Origin of the sequence: Streptomyces sp. NPDC047453 (assembly GCF_040643155.1) — a bacterium.
Classification (GTDB): Bacteria; Actinomycetota; Actinomycetes; order Streptomycetales; family Streptomycetaceae; genus Streptomyces.
Window position 1 is genome coordinate 184696 of record NZ_JBEYTS010000004.1, and the last position, 19515, is coordinate 204210.

14 protein-coding genes and 1 tRNA gene are annotated in these 19515 nt (G+C 70.0%); 10 read left to right on the forward strand and 5 right to left on the reverse strand.

The genetic code is table 11. The annotated features are described in order from the left end of the window. Positions 1-22: 22 nt before the first annotated feature. The gene (locus tag ABZ818_RS06385) at positions 23-409 is read right to left on the reverse strand and encodes a hypothetical protein (RefSeq protein WP_361411509.1); all 387 of its coding nucleotides are present in this window, start codon (positions 407-409) and stop codon (positions 23-25) included. Between the two features lie 825 nt (positions 410-1234). Next, positions 1235-3961 carry a DNA polymerase I gene (gene polA / locus ABZ818_RS06390; protein WP_361411511.1) on the reverse strand — a complete coding sequence of 909 codons (2727 nt, stop codon included), beginning with the start codon at positions 3959-3961 and terminating at the stop codon, positions 1235-1237. Positions 3962-4162: 201 nt separating this feature from the next. On the opposite strand from polA, the gene ABZ818_RS06395 reads away from it, so the two are divergent. The 8 genes from ABZ818_RS06395 to ABZ818_RS06430 all read left to right on the forward strand — a co-directional run bounded on the left by ABZ818_RS06395 (position 4163) and on the right by ABZ818_RS06430 (position 14267). Next, a complete protein-coding gene (locus tag ABZ818_RS06395) occupies positions 4163-6442 on the forward strand; it encodes an FdhF/YdeP family oxidoreductase (protein ID WP_361411513.1) in 2280 nt (759 codons plus the stop codon). A gap of 83 nt (positions 6443-6525) precedes the next feature. Continuing rightward, positions 6526-7002, forward strand: a complete 477-nt coding sequence (locus ABZ818_RS06400; protein WP_361411515.1) for a hotdog fold thioesterase — start codon at positions 6526-6528, stop codon at positions 7000-7002. 574 nt (positions 7003-7576) lie between these two features. Beyond that, positions 7577-8209, forward strand: coding sequence for a Tat pathway signal sequence domain protein (locus ABZ818_RS06405; protein WP_361411517.1), 633 nt, complete (start codon positions 7577-7579; stop codon positions 8207-8209). 287 nt (positions 8210-8496) lie between these two features. Next, positions 8497-9729, forward strand: coding sequence for a branched-chain amino acid ABC transporter substrate-binding protein (locus tag ABZ818_RS06410; RefSeq protein WP_361411519.1), 1233 nt, complete (start codon positions 8497-8499; stop codon positions 9727-9729). A gap of 112 nt (positions 9730-9841) precedes the next feature. After that, positions 9842-10774, forward strand: a complete 933-nt coding sequence (locus ABZ818_RS06415; RefSeq protein ID WP_361411521.1) for a branched-chain amino acid ABC transporter permease — start codon at positions 9842-9844, stop codon at positions 10772-10774. Between the two features lie 5 nt (positions 10775-10779). Continuing rightward, positions 10780-12612, forward strand: coding sequence for a branched-chain amino acid ABC transporter permease (locus ABZ818_RS06420; RefSeq protein ID WP_361411523.1), 1833 nt, complete (start codon positions 10780-10782; stop codon positions 12610-12612). 3 nt (positions 12613-12615) lie between these two features. After that, on the forward strand, positions 12616-13554 hold the full coding sequence (locus ABZ818_RS06425) for an ABC transporter ATP-binding protein (RefSeq protein ID WP_361411525.1): 939 nt from the start codon (positions 12616-12618) through the stop codon (positions 13552-13554). Continuing rightward, positions 13551-14267 (forward strand): ABC transporter ATP-binding protein, encoded by a 717-nt coding sequence (locus ABZ818_RS06430; RefSeq protein ID WP_361411527.1) that lies wholly within the window; start codon positions 13551-13553, stop codon positions 14265-14267. Before ABZ818_RS06425 ends, ABZ818_RS06430 begins: the two co-directional genes overlap by 4 nt. Before the next feature lie 88 nt (positions 14268-14355). Here the strand turns inward: ABZ818_RS06430 and ABZ818_RS06435 are convergent, their stop codons facing one another. Beyond that, entirely contained in the window at positions 14356-15027 is a 672-nt protein-coding gene (locus ABZ818_RS06435; RefSeq protein WP_361411529.1) for a response regulator, read from the reverse strand. A 105-nt stretch (positions 15028-15132) separates the two neighbouring features. On the opposite strand from ABZ818_RS06435, the gene ABZ818_RS06440 reads away from it, so the two are divergent. Then, a tRNA-Leu gene (locus ABZ818_RS06440) sits at positions 15133-15205 on the forward strand. Between the two features lie 29 nt (positions 15206-15234). Here the strand turns inward: ABZ818_RS06440 and pyk are convergent. Beyond that, positions 15235-16671: a pyruvate kinase gene (gene pyk / locus ABZ818_RS06445; protein WP_361411531.1), complete on the reverse strand. Its 1437-nt coding sequence runs from the start codon at positions 16669-16671 to the stop codon at positions 15235-15237. Positions 16672-16829: 158 nt separating this feature from the next. Further along, positions 16830-17549: an SIMPL domain-containing protein gene (locus ABZ818_RS06450; RefSeq protein ID WP_361411533.1), complete on the reverse strand. Its 720-nt coding sequence runs from the start codon at positions 17547-17549 to the stop codon at positions 16830-16832. A 138-nt stretch (positions 17550-17687) separates the two neighbouring features. Here ABZ818_RS06450 and ABZ818_RS06455 point away from each other — a divergent pair, with 138 nt between their 5' ends. Next, positions 17688-19511, forward strand: a complete 1824-nt coding sequence (locus ABZ818_RS06455; RefSeq protein ID WP_361411535.1) for a 5'-nucleotidase C-terminal domain-containing protein — start codon at positions 17688-17690, stop codon at positions 19509-19511. The last annotated feature ends 4 nt before the right edge of the window (positions 19512-19515 follow it).

Genomic DNA, 19515 nt, shown 5'->3' on the forward strand with positions numbered 1-19515 from the left:
TGTGAGGCCGGTTCGGTCGGTCTCAGTGGTTCCGGCGGTTCTGGCGGGGGCGGTGTCCGGGCGGGCCGCCCGGCCTGTCGCCGGTGGTGGTCACGGTGGCGACGAAGACGGTGACGCTGCGCACGGGGCGAGGTCGGTGCAGCGGGGAGAGGAACAGCGCGAGGTAGCCGCGCGCGGTGTCCGCCCACAAGCACCAGGGGGGTGTCTCCCCCAGGACGGGATCGCCGGGGCCGCACCGGTCCCGGAGTCCGCTCGCGGCACGGCGCAGGGTCGCCGTCAGATCCGCGGGAACGCGAGCCGTACTGGCGTCGGCCGCGACGGGCCGGACCGACGGAGGTGGCCCTGAGGGAACCTCGCCCATGTCCGCCCGTATCACCGCCGGTCGGCGGTTGAGCATGCGTATACCCATGCCCGCATCCTGTCGGCCACGGCGCACGGCTGCGCCTCCGCGGGGTCCACGTGAGTGACGAGCCCTGCCGCGTGTGCGCCACGGGAGGGAACCCCCCGCCGTGAGCGCGCCAAAGCACCCGAAGCCGCCCCCCAGAGACCGGCGCGCGGTGCACAGGGAACGCACGGGGCTCTGGCTCCGGCTCCGGCTCCGGCTCCGGCTCCGGCTCCGGCTCCGGCTCCGGCTCCGGCTCCGGCTCCGGCTCCGGCTCCGGCTCCGGCTCCGGGGCAGGATGCCCGCAGGGAGGACCGCCCCGCGCCGTGCCCTCCCGTGGTGGCAGGCTTCCGAACCGGGCAGCCGCCCGCGCGGGCGGCGCTGCGGGACGGCCGCAAAAGGCACGGCAGGCCGGACCACCGTCACGGAGGCGTCGCAGCACCAGCACCCCCGCCACACCGCCGCGAACCGGCGGGCTTCCCGAGCCGGACGGTGCTCCCTTGCAGGCCGCGCTGCGGGGCCTCATGAGAGGCACGACCGCCCCGAACCACCGTCGCGGAGGCACCCCGGCGCCCAGACGCCCCCACCGCTCCGCCGCGGTCCGACAGGGCTCCCGAACCGGACGGTGCACCCTCACAGGCCGCGGAGGCACAGCCGCCACGAGCTACCATCGCGGAGGCACCGCGGCACCCAAGCGCCCCCGCCGCTCCGCCGCGGGTCGGCGGGCCTTCCGCGCCGGACGGTGCGCCGTGCGCCCCCGCGGGTGGCGCCGCGGGACCGCCTGGAAAGGCACGGCACGCCGAGCCGCCGTCGCGGAGGGCCGGGGCACCCAGACGCCCCCGTCGCCGCAGGCTAGTGCGCCGCCGACTCCCAGTCCGGGCCCACGCCGACCGAGACGTCCAGGGGGGCCCTGAGCTGTACCGCGCCCGCCATCTCGTGGCGGACGATCTGCTCCACGGTCTCGCGTTCGCCGGGGGCGATCTCCAGGACGATTTCGTCGTGGACCTGGAGGAGCATGCGGGAGGCGAGGCCCGCCTCCCGCAGGGCGCGGTCCACGTGCAGCATGGCGATCTTGACGATGTCGGCCGCCGTGCCCTGGATCGGCGCGTTGAGGGCCATGCGCTCGGCCATCTCGCGGCGCTGGCGGTTGTCGCTGTTGAGGTCGGGCAGATAGCGGCGGCGGCCGAAGAGGGTCTCGGTGTAGCCGGTCGCCCGCGCCTCGTCGACCACACGGCGCAGATAGTCCCGTACGCCGCCGAAGCGCTCGAAGTACGCGTCCATCAGGCCGCGCGCCTCGGCCGCCTCGATGTTCAGCTGCTGGGAGAGGCCGAAGGCCGACAGCCCGTAGGCCAGGCCGTAGGACATCGCCTTGATCTTGCGCCGCATCTCCGCGTCCACCGCCGAGTGGTCGACGCCGAAGACCTGCGAGGCCGCCGTGGTGTGCAGGTCCTCGCCGGAGGTGAACGCCTCGATCAGGCCCGCGTCCTCGGACAGGTGGGCCATCACACGCAGCTCGATCTGGCTGTAGTCGGCCGTCATCAGCGACTCGAAGCCCTCGCCGACCACGAAGCCGCGCCGGATGGCACGGCCCTCGTCGGTGCGGACGGGGATGTTCTGAAGGTTCGGGTCCGTCGACGACAGACGGCCGGTCGCGGCGACCGTCTGGTTGAACGTGGTGTGGATCCGGCCGTCGGCCGCGATCGTCTTGATCAGGCCCTCGACGGTGACGCGCAGCTTCGCCTGCTCGCGGTGGCGGAGCATGACGACCGGCAGCTCGTTGTCCGTCTGGGTGGCCAGCCATGCCAGGGCGTCGGCGTCGGTGGTGTAGCCCGTCTTCGTCTTCTTCGTCTTCGGCAGGGCGAGTTCGCCGAAGAGGACTTCCTGGAGCTGCTTGGGCGAGCCGAGGTTGAACTCGTGCCCTGCCGCCGCGTGCGCCTCCTTCACGGCCTGCTGCACCGCGCCCGCGAACGTCTGCTCCATGGCCTCGAGGTGGGAGCGGTCCGCCGCGATGCCGTGCCGCTCCATGCGGGCCAGCAACACGGACGTCGGCAGTTCCACGTCGCGCAGCAGGTCCGCCGCGCCGACCTCCGGAAGGCGCGCCTCGAAGGCCTCGCCGAGGTCGAGGACGGCCCTGGCCTGGATCATCAGGGCCTCGGCCTCGGCGCCCTCGTCCGCGCCGAAGGCGAGCTGACCGTCGGCCGCGGCGGCGGGGGCCAGCTCCCGGTGCAGGTACTCCAGGGACAGCGCGTCCAGGTCGAAGGAGCGGCGGCCCGGCTTGACCAGGTAGGCGGCGAGCGCGGTGTCCATGGTGGCGCCCTCGATGGTCCAGCCGTGCTCGGCGAAGACCCGCATGGCGCCCTTGGCGTTGTGGAAGACCTTGGGCCGGTCCGCGTCGGCCAGCCAGCCCGCGAACGCGCTCTCGTCCGCTTCGTCCAGCTGCGACGGGTCGAACCAGGCGGCCGCTCCTCCGGGCGCGGCGAGCGCGATCTCGGCGACCGAGCCGGCGCCCAGCGCCCAGGTGTCGACGGTGGCGACACCGAGAACCTGCGTGCCGTGCTCGGCGAGCCAGCCGGCCAGCTCGCCGGTGCCGAGCACGGTGCCGTCCAGCTGCACCCCGTCCGTCGTGATCGGGGTCGTCTCGGCCTCCTCGGCGCCCGGGTCCACGGCGAAGAGCCGCTCGCGCAGGGAGGGGTTACGGATCTCCAGGGTGTCCAGGACCATCGCGACGGCCTTGCGGTCGTACGGCGTGCGGGCGAGGTCGGCGACCGCCTTGGGCAGCTCCACGCTCCGCTCCAGCTCGGTGAGCCGGCGGTTGAGCTTGACGGACTCCAGGTGGTCGCGCAGGTTCTGGCCGGCCTTGCCCTTGACCTCCTCGACCCGCTCCACGAGCTGGGCGAACGAACCGAACTGGTTGATCCACTTCGCGGCCGTCTTCTCACCGACGCCGGGGATGCCCGGCAGGTTGTCCGACGGGTCGCCGCGCAGCGCCGCGAAGTCCGGGTACTGGGCCGGTGTCAGTCCGTACTTCTCGATCACCTTCTCCGGGGTGAACCGGGTCAGCTCGGAGACGCCCTTGGTGGGGTAGAGCACCGTCGTGTGCTCGGAGACCAGTTGGAAGGAGTCGCGGTCGCCGGTGACGATCAGCACCTCGAAGCCCTCGGCCTCGGCCTGGGTGGCGAGGGTGGCGATCACGTCGTCCGCCTCGTACCCGTCGACGGCGAAGCGGGAGGCGTTCATCGCGTCGAGCAGTTCGCCGATCAGCTCGACCTGGCCCTTGAACTCGTCCGGGGTCTTGGAGCGGTTCGCCTTGTACTCGGTGAACTCCGCGGAGCGCCAGGTCTTGCGGGAGACGTCGAAGGCGACCGCGAAGTGCGTCGGCTCCTCGTCACGCAGGGTGTTGGCCAGCATCGACGCGAAGCCGTAGATGGCGTTCGTCGGCTGGCCCGTCGCGGTCGTGAAGTTCTCCGCGGGCAGCGCGAAGAACGCGCGGTAGGCCAGCGAGTGCCCGTCCATGAGCATCAGCCGCGGCCGGGCGCCGCCGGGGGTCGTGTCGGTCTTCTTCGATGCTGTCTCTGCCACGTCCCCGATCCTGCCACGTGCCACTGACAGCCGGGGCCGCCGTCCGCCTCCGCGGTCCGCGGGACGGACGGGCCCGGGTCCGGCCGACCCGGCCTTCGCGCGGGGCCCTCGCGGTCGGCGTCCCCGGCCGTAAGCCCTGCCAGGGGGCCGTGCGAGGATCGGAGACGTTCTTCACACACCGCAGTCGAAGGAGAGCGTGCGATGGCCACGAAGCCCCCCATGGGTGATCCGGTTCAGGACGCGCCGCAGGTGGCCGAGCCGCAGCACGCGGCGGCCGGGCTGCCGGCCATCGGGCACACGCTGCGGATCGCCCAGCAGCAGATGGGGGTGAGGCGCACCGCGCTGACCCTGCTGCGGGTCAACCAGAAGGACGGCTTCGACTGCCCGGGCTGTGCCTGGCCGGAGCCGGAGCACCGGCACACGGCGGAGTTCTGCGAGAACGGTGCGAAGGCGGTCGCCGAGGAGGCCACCCTGCGCCGGGTCACCCCGGAGTTCTTCGCCGCGCACTCCGTGTCCGATCTGGCGGACCGGAGCGGGTACTGGCTGGGCCAGCAAGGGCGGCTCACGCACCCCATGTACCTGCCCGAGGGCGCCGATCACTACGAACCGGTCACCTGGGAGCGCGCCTTCGACATCGTCGCCGAGGAGATCGCAGCCCTCGGCTCCCCCGACGAGGCCCTCTTCTACACCTCCGGCCGCACCAGCAACGAGGCCGCGTTCCTCTACCAGCTCTTCGCGCGCGAGTTGGGCACCAACAACCTGCCCGACTGCTCCAACATGTGCCACGAGTCCTCCGGCTCGGCCCTGTCGGAGACGATCGGGGTCGGCAAGGGCAGTGTGCTCCTGGAGGACCTGTACAAGGCCGACCTGATCATCGTCGCCGGGCAGAACCCGGGGACGAACCACCCTCGTATGCTCTCCGCCCTCGAGAAGGCGAAGGCGGGCGGCGCGAAGATCATCAGCGTCAATCCGCTGCCCGAGGCCGGTCTGGAGCGGTTCAAGAACCCGCAGACCCCGCAGGGCATGCTCAAGGGCGCCGCGCTCACCGATCTGTTCCTCCAGATCCGCATCGGCGGCGACCAGGCCCTCTTCCGTCTCCTCAACAAGCTGATCCTCGACGCCGAAGGCGCGGTGGACGAGCAGTTCGTCCGCGAACACACCCATGGCTACGAGGAGTTCGCGAAGGCCGCCCGCGCCGCGGACTGGGACGAGACGCTCACCGCGACCGGGCTCACGCGCGCGGAGATCGACCGCGCGCTGGAGATGGTCCTCGCCTCCCAGCGCACCATCGTGTGCTGGGCGATGGGCCTGACCCAGCACAAGCACTCGGTGCCGACCATCCGCGAGGTGGTCAACTTCCTGCTGCTGCGCGGCAACATCGGCCGCCCGGGCGCGGGCGTGTGCCCGGTGCGCGGCCACTCCAACGTGCAGGGCGACCGCACGATGGGCATCTTCGAGCGCCCCGACCACGACTTCCTGGACGCCCTGGAGAAGGAGTTCGGCTTCGCGCCGCCGCGCGAGCACGGCTACGACGTCGTACGGGCCATCCGGGCCCTGCGCGACGGCGAGGCGAAGGTGTTCTTCGCCATGGGCGGCAACTTCGTCTCCGCGTCCCCCGACACCGACGTCACCGAGGCCGCCATGCGCCGGGCCCGGCTGACGGTGCACGTGTCGACCAAGCTCAACCGCTCCCACGTGGTCACGGGCGCGCGTGCGCTGATCCTGCCCACCCTCGGCCGCACCGAGCGGGACGTGCAGGACGGCGGCGAGCAGTTCGTCACCGTCGAGGACTCCATGGGCATGGTGCACGCCTCCCGGGGCCGGCTGCGGCCCGCGGGCGCGCAGCTGAAGTCCGAGCCGGCCATCGTGTGCGGGCTGGCCCGCCGGGTGCTGGGCGAGAAGACCGTGGTGCCGTGGGAGGAGTTCGAGAAGGACTACGCCGCGATCCGCGACCGGATCGCCCGGGTCGTCCCCGGCTTCGAGGACTTCAACGCGCGCGTGGCCCACCCCGGTGGCTTCGCGCTGCCGCACGCCCCGCGCGACGAGCGCCGCTTCCCGACGGCCACCGGCAAGGCCAACTTCACCGCCGCGCCGGTGGAGTACCCCGAACTGCCCGAGGGGCGCCTGCTGTTGCAGACGCTGCGCTCGCACGACCAGTACAACACCACGGTGTACGGCCTCGACGACCGCTACCGGGGGATCAAGAACGGCCGTCGGGTGGTGCTGGTCAACCCGGAGGACGCGCGGGCGCTGGGAGTGGCCGACGGGTCGTACGTGGACCTGGTCGGCGAGTGGAAGGACGGCGTGGAGCGGCGGGCGCCGGGCTTCCGGGTCGTGCACTATCCGACGGCCCGGGGCTGTGCCGCGTCGTACTACCCGGAGACCAACGTGCTGGTGCCGCTGGACGCCACCGCCGATACCAGCAACACCCCGGCCAGCAAGTCCGTCGTGGTGCGTCTGGAACAATCGGCGGCCGACTGAGCGTTCGCTCAGTGAATGCGGCGGCCGATCGACGCCGAACCGGTCGACGCCGAGCCGATCAAGGACGAACGGAGCCGGACCCCATGGGCGAGCAGCAGAACGTGAAGTTCCCGCAGGAAGTCCTCGACGAGTACGCCGCGCTCGGCGTCGACCTGCCCGCCCTCTTCTCCGCCGGACACCTCGGCACCCGCATGGGCGTGCAGATCCTGGAGGCGTCCGCCGAGCGCGTCGTCGGCACCATGCCGGTGGAGGGCAACACCCAGCCCTACGGACTGCTGCACGGCGGCGCCTCCGCCGTCCTCGCCGAGACCCTCGGCTCGGTGGGTGCGATGCTGCACGGCGGCAGCTCCAAGATCGCGGTCGGTGTCGACCTGAACTGCACCCATCACCGCGGGGCGCGCTCCGGCCTGGTCACGGGCGTTGCCACACCCGTCCACCGGGGACGCTCGACGGCGACGTACGAGGTCGTGATCAGCGACGAGGAAGGACGACGGGTGTGCAGCGCCCGCCTGACCTGCCTGCTGCGCGACGCGAAGCCGGGCGACGGCCCCGTCGGCTGAGCCGCGGAGGCGCCCCCTCCACCGTTGCCCCCGGACACCGGGCCGCCTAGCTTCTTGCCATGACAACGGGAGGAGCCCCCCGGCCGGGGGCGCGGTCGAGCCGGTCCCGCCCTCAACTACCGCCCCCGCCAACCGCGTCGGCGACCACCCCGGGCGGGCGGACGCCCGGCGGGCCCACGCCCGCCGAACCCACCCCGGCCAGGCCCGCACCCGCCAAGCCCACACCCGCCGAACCCAAGCCCGTCAGCCCTGCCCACGCCAAGTCCACACCCGCCGGGCCCACGCCCGCCGAACCCACACCCGCCGAACCCACACCCGCCAGGCCCGCACCCACCGGACCTGCCCACGCCGAACCCACACCCACCAGGCACGGCACCGCACCCCCAACACCACCCCGGATCCCGCCCGGACACGGCGCCCCGCCCCCGGCACCACCTCGGCTCGCCCCGCGCTGGTCGGGCCCCAAGGGGAAGCGCCAAGCCGCTTGCCCCGCCGGCGAACTGACTCGCCGCCACCCCCCACGAGACCGCACCGGCCGGCACCAAGTCGGCACGTCCGGCGCCAGGCCGTTGCCGTGAGCGGCGTCGGGCCGCTCGAACCGGGCGAGGGCACGCGCGCGTGGGGCACACCCGACCCGGACGACCCACCCCGCACCGACGGCCTCGCGCACAGCTCTCTCGCGCGGCTGTACCAGCGGCACCGCCGCGCCGCCCTCACAGCCCTGACGCTCGCCCTTCTCCTCGCGGGCGGCGGCTACTTGTTCACCACCCGTCAGGACACGGCGCAGCCCCGGCCGCAGCCGCCGGCGCCGCCCTACCCCTCCCAAGTGACCGACGTGTCCTACCTGGACGCGGTCGCCGCCCCCGGCCACGCCCGAACCCGGACATTCAGCTTCGCGGTGCTGGTCAGCGTGCAGTCCGGCCCGCCCGTGACCGTCACCGGCATCGCCCAGCCGTACGCGGGACTTTCCCTCACCTCCGAGCCCCGCACCCCATTCCGCACAAGGGCGGGATCCGCCCATAAAGTTGTGATCACCATGCATGTGAAGGAATGCGGAAAAGTGCCGGGGAACGCCGGACTCCCTTTCCTGGACGTAACACTGCGTAATAAGCGCGCAATCCAGGTGCACAGTTTCATCCTCGGACCACGCTATGCGCAGAGCCTCTCCCAAGCCCTGCAAGTCGCCTGCGGCAACGGTGCCCTGTAATCACCAAAACTGGCGAGACACCTGAACTCAGCGTCGCGCGTCCTGCGAGTTCTCAGATTCCGGACCGGGCAATTCGGCCTGAATTCCGCTGTTCGACCCTCCGTGTACCGCTCCGCAATACGTCGTGTCATAACAAGAGCGTCACAGCCTTGGCCAAGCCCTCCTCGACGTTCCCTGCGCACGCCTAGAGTCACCGCCAGTCACGGCGCGTCGGATTACCTCTTCGACTCCGCGCTCGACTCGACCTCTTCCAGGGGGGAGGGGCCGTGCCAGGGAAAGGACTGATCGTGCGTCAACGTTCACTCATCGCCATTACCGCAGCACTGGCAGCGGGAGCACTCACCCTCACCGCCTGCGGCTCGCGGGGTGGCGGAGACAAGGGTTCGGACTCCGGCAACGGTGGCACCACCGTGGTCATCGGCGTCGACGCCCCGCTGACCGGCGACCTGTCCGCGCTGGGTCTCGGCATCAAGAACTCCGCCGACCTGGCCGCCAAGACGGCCAACAAGCAGAAGTTCGTCAAGGGCGTCACCTTCAAGATCCAGGCCCTGGACGACCAGGCCCAGCCCTCCTCGGGCCAGCAGAACGCCGTCAAGCTCGTCGCCAACAAGGACGTCCTCGGCGCCGTGGGCCCCCTCAACTCCTCCGTCGCGGAGTCCATGCAGCGCGTGTTCGACGACGCCAAGCTGGTCCAGGTCTCCCCCGCCAACACCGGCCCCTCGCTGACCCAGGGCGCCGACTGGCGGACCAACAAGGTGCGCCAGTACAAGTCGTACTACCGCACCGCGACCACGGACGCCATCCAGGGCCCCTTCGCCGCGCAGTACGTCTTCAACACCTCGAAGAAGACGAAGGTCTTCGTCATCGACGACAAGAAGACCTACGGTGCCGGCCTGGCCGGCACCTTCACCGACGAGTTCAAGAAGCTCGGCGGCAAGGTCGTCGGCACGGAGCACATCGACCCGGACACCAAGGACTTCTCCGCGGTCGCCACCAAGGTCAAGAAGTCCGGCGCGGACGTCGTCTACTACGGCGGCGAGTACCCGCAGGCCGGCCCGCTCAGCAAGCAGATCAAGGCCGCCGGCGCCAAGATCCCGCTCATCGGCGGCGACGGCATCTACGACGCCAAGTTCATCCAGCTGGCCGGTTCCGAGAGCAACGGCGACCTCGCCACCTCCGTCGGCGCCCCGGTCGAGGAGCTCGACTCCGCCAAGCAGTTCATGGCCGACTACAAGGACGCCGGCTACAAGGAGGAGTACTCCGCCTACGGCGGCTACTCCTACGACTCGGCCTGGGCCATCATCGAGGCCGTCAAGAAGGTCGTCGACGACAACGACGGCAAGCTGCCCTCCGACGCCCGCGCCAAGGTCACCGAGGCCATGCAGAACGTCTCCTTCGACGGAGTGACCGGCAAGGTCTCCTTCGACGAGTTCGGCGACGCCACCAACAAGCAGCTCACCGTCTACGCCGTCAAGAACGGCGAGTGGGCCCCGGTCCACTCCGGGACCTACACGGGCTGAGCCGCACCAGCACCGCTCACCAGTCGCGCGGGGCGCTGTTCCACTGGCGCCCCGCGCGCACTCACATCCGGCCACAATTCGTCGAACATCCGAACGTCTCGGAGGACATGCGGTGAACGAACTGCCGCAGCAGCTGGTCAACGGCCTGCTACTGGGATCCATGTACGGGCTGGTCGCCATCGGCTACACGATGGTCTATGGCATCGTCCAGCTCATCAACTTCGCTCACGGCGAGATCTTCATGACCGGCGCCTTCGGCGCGCTCTCGGTCTATCTGTGGGTGCTTCCGAACGGCACGTCCATGTGGATCGCGCTGCCGCTCATGCTCGTCGGCGCCATCATCGTCGCCGTCCTGGTCGCCATCGGGGCGGAACGGTTCGCCTACCGTCCCCTGCGCGGCGGCCCACGCCTGGCGCCCCTGATCACCGCCATCGGTCTCTCCCTCGCGCTCCAGCAGGCGGTGTGGGCCTGGTACCCGGACGCCAAGTCCGCCCGCACCTTCCCGCAGATCGCCGGAGGCCCCTTCGAGATCGGCAGCGTCACCATCCAGACCGGTGACATCTTCCTCATCTGCGCCGCTCCCCTCAGCATGGCCATCCTCGCCTACTTCGTCATGAAGACCCGTACCGGACGAGGCATGCAGGCCACCGCGCAGGACCCGGACACCGCCAAGCTCATGGGCGTCAACACCGACCGCATCATCGTGGTCGCCTTCGCCCTCGGCGCCACGTTCGCCGCCGTCGGATCCGTCGCCTACGGCCTCAAGTACGGCGAGATCCAGTTCCGCATGGGCTTCATCCTCGGTCTGAAGGCGTTCACCGCGGCCGTCCTCGGCGGCATCGGCAACATCTACGGCGCCATGATCGGCGGCATCGTCCTCGGCGTCGCCGAGACCCTCGCCACCGCCTACATCTCCGACATCCCCGGCATGCACCAGTTCGGCAGCCAGTCCTGGGCCAACGTCTGGGCGTTCGTACTCCTCATCCTCGTGCTGCTGTTCAGGCCTCAGGGTCTGCTCGGCGAGCGCGTGGCGGACAGGGCGTGACACCGATGACCACACAGACCACCGCACCCGACGCCGCCGGCGCCACCGGCGCCGGCAGCGCCGCCGCCACCGGCATCATCCGCCTGCCGCAACGCATCGGCCTCGCCCTGGCCACCAGCGGCGCCGTCCTGACCGTCGTCTCCGCTTTCCTCGCCTGGACCTGGACCTCCGAGTTCCCCGGCGACCTCACCGTCTACGGCTACCCGGGCGGCCTCCAGGTCCTCGTCCTCATCGGCGGAGTACTCACCGCCCTCCTGGGCCTGGCCGCCTACGGACTCAAGGGCCTCGGCTGGCTCGTACCCGCCGGCGGCACCGGCGCGCTCACCCTGGCCGCACTCGGCACCTTCGGCACCGCCTGGTACACCGTCCTCGCGATCAGCGGCAAGCTCGGCGGACTGGTCAACCTCGAACCGGGCGCCTGGATCCTCGCCGCGGCCACCGTCATCACCGTGATCGGCGTGCTCTCCCTGCCGTTCGAGCGGCCGGCGACCGAACCCGCCGACCCCGAGGACAGCACCTGGGACCAGATACGCCACAACACGCGCAACCGGCTCGCCGTGGCCCGTGCCGTGGTCTCCTCCGGCACCCCCGCTCCGGCTCGCGCCCTGCCGCTCTACGCCGAGATCCTCGTCATCATCGTGGCCATGGCCATCGGCCTCACCGTCTTCACATACGGCATCAGCACCTCGTACGACGAGCTCTTCATCGGCTTCCTCATCACCGTCGGCTTCGGCTTCGCCGCGATCTTCAAGGCCGGACTGGTGGCCCGTGTCTCGGCGATCACCGCCAAGCACCGCAACGTCACCATGCTCAGCGCCTTCGTGGCCGCCGCCGCCTTCCCCTTCACCCAGTCCGACGACCAGTACGCGACCATCGGCGTCTACATCCTGATCTTCGCCACCGTCGCGCTCGGCCTGAACATCGTCGTCGGCCTCGCCGGTCTGCTCGACCTCGGTTACGTCGCCTTCCTCGGCGTCGGCGCCTACACCGCGGCCCTGGTCTCCGGCTCGCCGTCCTCGCCCTTGAACCTCCATCTGCCGTTCTGGGCCTCGGCGTTGCTCGGCGGTGTGGTCGCCATGATCTTCGGTGTCCTCATCGGCGCCCCCACCCTGCGGCTGCGCGGCGACTACCTCGCCATCGTCACCCTCGGCTTCGGTGAGATCTTCCGGATCGCCGTCCTCAACATGGACGGCACCTCCGGACCCGACGTCACCAACGGCTCCAACGGCATCTCGTCCATCCCGAACCTGAACATCCTCGGCTTCGACTTCGGCCAGGAGCACACCTTCCTCGGGTTCACCATCGCCCGCTTCGCCAACTACTTCCTGCTGATGCTCCTCATCACGCTGATCGTCGTGGTGGTCTTCCGGCGCAGCAGCGACTCCCGCATCGGCCGCGCCTGGATCGCCATCCGCGAGGACGAGACCGCCGCGCGCGCCATGGGCATCAACGGCTTCCGCGTCAAGCTCATCGCCTTCGCCCTCGGCGCCACCCTGGCCGGCCTCGCCGGCGCCGTCCAGGCCCACGTCACCTACACCGTGACCCCCGAGCAGTACCAGTTCGCCCATGTCGTGCCGCCCAACTCCGCCTTCCTGCTCGCCGCGGTCGTCCTCGGCGGCATGGGCACCATCAGCGGCCCCCTGGTCGGTGCGGCGCTGCTCTACCTCATCCCGGCCAAGCTCCAGTTCCTCGGCGACTACCAGCTGCTGGCCTTCGGTCTCGCACTCGTACTGCTGATGCGCTTCCGCCCGGAAGGCCTCATCCCCAACCGGCGCCGCCAGCTCGAGTTCCACGAGCAGACGGAGGCACCCGCGGTCCTCAGCAAGGCAGGGGTCTGACCCATGACTACCGACACCACCACCAGGGACACCACGCCCACCCCGGCCGCGCCGGGCGAGACCGTCCTCGACGCACGCGGCGTCACCATGCGCTTCGGGGGCCTGACCGCCGTACGCGGAGTCGACCTCACCGTCCACAGCGGCGAGATCGTGGGACTCATCGGCCCCAACGGCGCCGGCAAGACCACCTTCTTCAACTGCCTCACCGGCCTCTACATCCCCACCGAGGGCGAGGTCCGCTACAAGGGCAACGTCCTGCCCCCCAAGTCCTTCAAGGTCACCGCCGCCGGCATCGCCCGCACCTTCCAGAACATCCGTCTGTTCGCCAACATGACGGTCCTGGAGAACGTGCTCGTCGGCCGGCACACCCGCACCAAGGAAGGACTCTGGTCCGCCCTGCTGCGCGGCCCCGGATTCCACCGGGCCGAAGCCGCCTCCCGCGCACGGGCCATGGAACTCCTGGAGTTCGTGGGCCTCGCCCACAAGGCCGAGCACCTCTCGCGCAACCTGCCCTACGGCGAGCAGCGCAAGCTGGAGATCGCCCGCGCCCTGGCCAGTGAGCCGGGCCTGCTGCTCCTGGACGAGCCCACCGCCGGCATGAACCCGCAGGAGACCCGGGCCACCGAGGAACTGGTCTTCGCGATCCGGGACATGGGCATCGCCGTGCTCGTCATCGAGCACGACATGCGGTTCATCATGAACCTCTGCGACCGCGTCGCCGTGCTCGTCCAGGGCGAAAAGCTCATCGAGGGCGACAGCGCCACCGTCCAGCGCGACGAGCGCGTCGTCGCCGCCTACCTCGGCGAACCCTTCGAGGGCGCCCCCGGCGCCGAGGAGGCCGCCGAGGTCGAGAAGGCCGAGATACAAGCCGAGGCGGCCGAGGCGCAGGCAGAGGACGACACCCCGCAGGACGCCGCGCCCGGCAAGGAGAACGACCGATGACCGCACTGCTCGAAGTAGAGGACCTCCGCGTCGCCTACGGCAAGATCCAGGCCGTCAAGGGCATCTCCTTCACGGTCGAGGCCGGCCAGGTCGTCACCCTCATCGGCACCAACGGCGCCGGCAAGACCACCACGCTGCGCACCCTGTCCGGGCTGCTCAAGCCGGTCGGCGGGCACATCAGATTCAACGGCAAGTCGCTGAAGAAGGTCCCCGCCCACCAGATCGTCTCGCTGGGACTCGCCCACTCCCCCGAGGGGCGGCACATCTTCCCGCGGATGACGATCGAGGACAATCTGCGGCTCGGCGCCTTCCTGCGCAAGGACAGGGAAGGCATCGAAAAGGACATTCAGCGCGCCTACGACCTCTTCCCCATCCTGGGTGAACGCAGAAAGCAGGCCGCGGGCACTCTCTCCGGCGGCGAGCAGCAAATGCTCGCCATGGGCCGGGCACTGATGTCCCGGCCGAAACTGCTCATGCTCGACGAGCCCTCCATGGGTCTTTCGCCGATCATGATGCAGAAGATCATGGCGACCATCGCCGAGCTGAAATCCCAGGGCACGACGATTCTGCTCGTCGAGCAGAACGCCCAGGCGGCGCTTTCCCTCGCCGACCAGGGACACGTCATGGAAGTCGGCAACATCGTGCTGTCCGGCACCGGCCAGGACCTGCTGCACGACGAATCGGTCCGCAAGGCGTACCTGGGCGAGGACTGACCCCGCCCGGTGACCACCGGAACGAGAATGGGCCCGCGTCCCGTGAGGGGACGCGGGCCCATTGCCTGCGGGTACCGGCCCGCCCGGCTCAGTCCTGGTCGGGCTTGGCGCCCTTCGCGGCCTTCTTCTCCTCGCTGTCCTGGATGACCGCCTCCGCGACCTGCTGCATCGACATGCGGCGGTCCATCGAGGTCTTCTGGATCCAGCGGAAGGCGGCCGGCTCGGTCAGCCCGTACTCCGTCTGAAGGATCGCCTTGGCGCGGTCGACCAGCTTGCGGGTCTCCAGCCGCTGGGCGAGGTCCGCGACCTCCTTCTCCAGTTCCTTCAGCTCGGTGAACCGCGAGACGGCCATCTCGATGGCGGGAACGACGTCGCTCTTGCTGAACGGCTTCACCAGGTACGCCATCGCCCCGGCGTCCCGGGCGCGCTCCACCAGGTCGCGCTGTGAGAAGGCGGTGAGCATGAGCACGGGCGCGATCCGCTCCTCGGCGATCCGCTCCGCCGCCGAGATGCCGTCGAGCTTGGGCATCTTCACATCGAGGATCACCAGGTCCGGGTGGTGCTCGCGGGCCAGCTCCACGGCTCGCTCGCCGTCCCCGGCCTCACCGACGACCCGGTAGCCCTCTTCCTCCAGCATCTCTTTGAGATCGAGCCGGATCAGCGCCTCGTCCTCGGCGATGACGACGCGGGTCGTCAGCGGAGGCACGTGCGACTTGTCGTCGTCGGACACGTCTACGGGCTCGGGCGACTCGGCGGTCACGGGGGCGCTCCTTGTTCCGGGGCGGACGGTACTGCTCCAAGAGCGTACCCAGCTGCGGTAAGGTGGGGGGACGGCGGGTGACCGTCGATCTTTGTTTCAAAGGGGGCCCCGGTAGCCCAGCGGTAGAGGCAATGGTCTCAAACACCATCCAGCGTCGGTTCGAATCCGACCCGGGGTACGTTTCCTCCGAATCCAAGGTCGCAAGTTCTACTTGGGAGTGTCGTCCTCCCCGATGTGGTGAACCCTGACCAGGTTCGTCGAGCCCGGCACCCCCGGGGGCGAGCCCGCTGTGATCACCACCACGTCACCCTTCTTGCAGCGCCCGTACCGCAGCAGCAGTTCGTCGACCTGGTCGACCATGGCGTCGGTGGAGTCGACGCGCGGACCCAGGAACGTCTCCACGCCCCAGGTTGCGCTGAGTTGGGAACGGGTGGCCGGCTCCGTGGTGAAGGCCAGCAGCGGAATGGGTGAGCGGTAGCGGGAGAGCCGCCGGGCGGTGTCGCCCGACTGCGTGAAGGCGACCAGGAACCTGGCACCGAGGAAATCTCCGATCTCCGCCGCCGCGCGGGCGACGGCGCCGCCCTGGGTGCGGGGCTTGTTGTGATCGGTCAGCGGCGGCAGCCCCTTCGCGAGGAGGTCCTCCTCGGCCGCCGCGACGATGCGGGCCATCGTCCGCACCGTCTCCACCGGGTGTTTGCCCACACTGGTCTCGCCCGACAGCATCACCGCGTCGGTGCCGTCGAGCACCGCGTTGGCCACGTCCGAGGCCTCCGCACGGGTCGGGCGGGAGTTGCCGATCATCGAGTCGAGCATCTGGGTGGCGACGATCACCGGCTTGGCGTTCCGCCGGGCCAGCTTGATCGCACGCTTCTGGACGATGGGGACCTGCTCCAGCGGCATCTCCACGCCCAGATCACCGCGGGCGACCATGATGCCGTCGAAGGCGGCCACGATGTCGTCGACGGCCTCCACCGCCTGCGGCTTCTCGATCTTGGCGATGACGGGGAGGCGGCGGCCCTCGTCGTCCATGATGCGGTGGACCTCGAGGATGTCCCGGCCACTGCGGACGAAGGACAGCGCGACGACGTCGAAGCCGGTGCGCAGCGCCCAGCGCAGGTCGTCCTCGTCCTTCTTGGACAGGGCGGGGACCGAGACGGCGACGCCCGGCAGATTGAGCCCCTTGTTGTCGGAGATCACGCCGCCCTCGATCACCCGGGTGCGGACGCGGGGGCCGTGGACGGCGGTGACCTCGAGGCCCACCTTGCCGTCGTCGACGAGGATGCGCTCGCCGGGGGTGACGTCCTCAGCGAGGCCGGCGTGGGTGGTGCCGCAGATGCGGCGGTCACCCTCGACACCCTCTTCGACGGTGATGGTGAAGGTGTCGCCGCGTTCGAGGAGTACGGGTCCTTCGCGGAAGCGGCCGAGCCGGATCTTCGGGCCCTGAAGGTCGGCGAGTATTCCGACACTGCGTCCGGTCTCGTCGGCGGCCCAGCGTACGTGCCGGTAACGCTCCTCGTGTTCGGCGTGGCCGCCGTGGCTGAGGTTGAATCGGGCGACGTCCATTCCGGCGTCGACCAGTGCCTTGATCTGGTCGTACGTGTCGGTGGCGGGCCCCAGAGTACAGACGATCTTTGCTCGGCGCATGATGTGAGCCTAGGCCTTACCAGTGGGTAGACGATTGGTACGACGTGACTACTCAACAACCTTTGAATGAAGGAGTATTGACAACTGTTGAACTGTGCGGGGCGGCGCTCCGACGAGCGTTCGCCCCGTTCGCGGACCGGAAGACGCAACTGACGTAATCACAGTCTGGGCGGTGCCATGACGAATCGCGCGTCGAGTTGCGCGTGGACGTACTGCCGCTCGGGTTCGAGGTCCAGCGGCGCGGCCTCCTCCTGCGGCGCCGGACCTCCGTAGGCCGCCATCGCCCGCATCCGTCCGGGCGCCTGCGGCCGGGGCGGGGCGCTCTCCACTCCGATGTCGGCGATCTCCACGAGGGCGGTGAGCGAGGTGCCGAGCGCCTCGGCGTACTCCCTGGCCCGCTGGACGGCCTCCTGCACGGCCTGCCGACGTGCTTCCCGGTGGGCCGGCGAGCCGGGGCGCAGCGACCACCAGGGTCCGTCCACCCGGGTGAGTTCCAAGTCGGCCAGTCGGGTGGTGAGTTCACCGAGGGCGGTGAAGTCGGAGAGTTCGGCGGTGAGGCGGACGGCGCCGTGGTAGGTGCGGACGCGCTCGCCGCGACCGTGCCGGGCCGGTTCGAGGGCGATGGAGAAGGCGCCGGTCTCCAGGTGTTCGACCACCTGGCCGTAGGACTTGACGAGGTCGAGGACGCGGGCGTTGCGCCGCGTGAGGTCGTCCAGGGCGGAACGGCGGTCCTTGCCGCGGGCGGTGACGGTGATGTCGATACGGGCGATCTCGGGGTCGACTTCGAGGTGTGCCTCACCGCGGACGGCGATCCGGGGTGCGTCGGGGGTGCCGTAGGGGACGGCGGGGACGGGTTCCGGGGCGGGGGCTGAGGTCATACGTCCCACTCTGTCACCAGTGCCCGGTTCTCCGCGCCTGCCGGTCATCAGATCGCAACCTCCCAGGGGTGTTGCGGTTCGTCGCGGGCCGCCAGAATCTACGCGCGTCATCGACCTGTTCACGAGGAGAAGCCAGACATGCCGTTGAACCGCCGGAAGTTCCTTTCGAAGTCCGCCGCCACCGGGGCGGGGGTGGCGCTGGCCGGCGCCGTGGCGGCTCCGGCGGCGCAGGCCGCGCCCGCCGCTTCCCCCACGGCGGGCCAGAAGCCCGAGAACCCTGGCAAGCGCTACTCCCTCACCGTCATGGGCACGACCGACCTGCACGGACACGTGTTCAACTGGGACTACTTCAAGGACGGCGAGTACAGCGACGCGGCGGGCAACGCCCAGGGCCTGGCCCGGGTCTCCACGCTGGTCGACCAGGTCCGCAAGGAGAAGGGCCGTGAGAACACGCTGCTCCTGGACGCCGGTGACACGATTCAGGGCACCCCGCTGACGTACTACTACGCGAAGGTCGACCCGATCACCGCCAAGCGTGGTCCGGTGCACCCCATGGCCAAGGCCATGAACGCCATCGGGTACGACGCGGTGGCGCTCGGCAACCACGAGTTCAACTACGGCCTCGAGACGCTGCGCAAGTTCGAGGAGCAGTGCGACTTCCCGCTGCTCGGCGCGAACGCGGTGGACCACAAGACCCAGAAGCCGGCCTTCCCGCCGTACTTCATGAAGAAGTTCCACGCGCCGGGCGCCGCCCCGGTGACGGTGGCCGTGCTGGGCCTGACCAACCCGGGCATCGCGATCTGGGACAAGGCCTATGTCCAGGGCAAGTTGGACTTCCCGGGCCTTGAGGAGCAGGCCGCGAAGTGGGTGCCCAAGCTGCGCTCGATGGGCGCGGACGTGGTCATCGTCTCGGCGCACTCGGGCACGTCCGGCACCTCGTCGTACGGCGACCAGCTGCCGTACGTGGAGGACGCCGCCGCGAACATCGCCCGGCAGGTGCCCGGCATCGACGCGATCCTGGTGGGCCACGCGCACAAGGAGATCGCGGAGCTGAAGGTCGTCAACGACAAGACCGGCAAGACGGTCGTGCTGTCGGAGCCGCTGTGCTACGCCGAGCGGCTCTCCCTCTTCGACATCGAGTTGGTCCTCGTCAAGGGCCAGTGGGAGGTGGAGTCGGTCTCCGCCTCGCTGCGCAACGCCAACACCGTCGCCGACGACCCGAAGATCACCAAGCTGCTGTCGGACCAGCACGCGGAGGTCGTGAAGTACGTCAACCAGGTGGTCGGCCAGGCGACGGTGACCCTCACCACCGTCGACGCCCGCTACAAGGACGCCCCGATCATCGACCTGATCAACAAGGTGCAGGAGGACGTGGTGAAGGCCGCGCTGGCGGGCACGCAGTACGCCGCGCTGCCGGTCGTCTCGCAGGCCTCCCCCTTCTCGCGCACCTCGGAGATCCCGGCCGGCAAGGTGACGATCCGGGACCTGTCGAGCCTGTACGTGTACGACAACACGCTGGTCGCCAAGTTGATGACGGGTGCCCAGCTGCGGGCGTACCTGGAGTACTCGGCGGAGTACTTCGTGCAGACGGCCGCCGGCGCGACGGTCGACGTGAACAAGCTGACGAACGCGGGCGGCCGCCCGGACTACAACTACGACTATGTGTCGGGGCTGCAGTACGACATCGACATCGCCCAGCCGGCCGGTTCGCGGATCAAGAACCTGACGTTCAACGGTGCGGCTCTGAACGATGCCCAGGAGTTCGTGATGGCGGTGAACAACTACCGGGCCAACGGCGGTGGCGCGTTCCCGCACGTGGCCTCGGCGAAGGAGCTGTGGGCGGAGTCGACCGAGATCCGCACCCGGATCGCGGAGTGGGTCACGGCGAAGGGCGTGCTCGACCCGAAGGACTTTGCGTCGCTGGACTGGAAGCTGACGCGTAACGGCACGCCGGTGTTCTGATCGG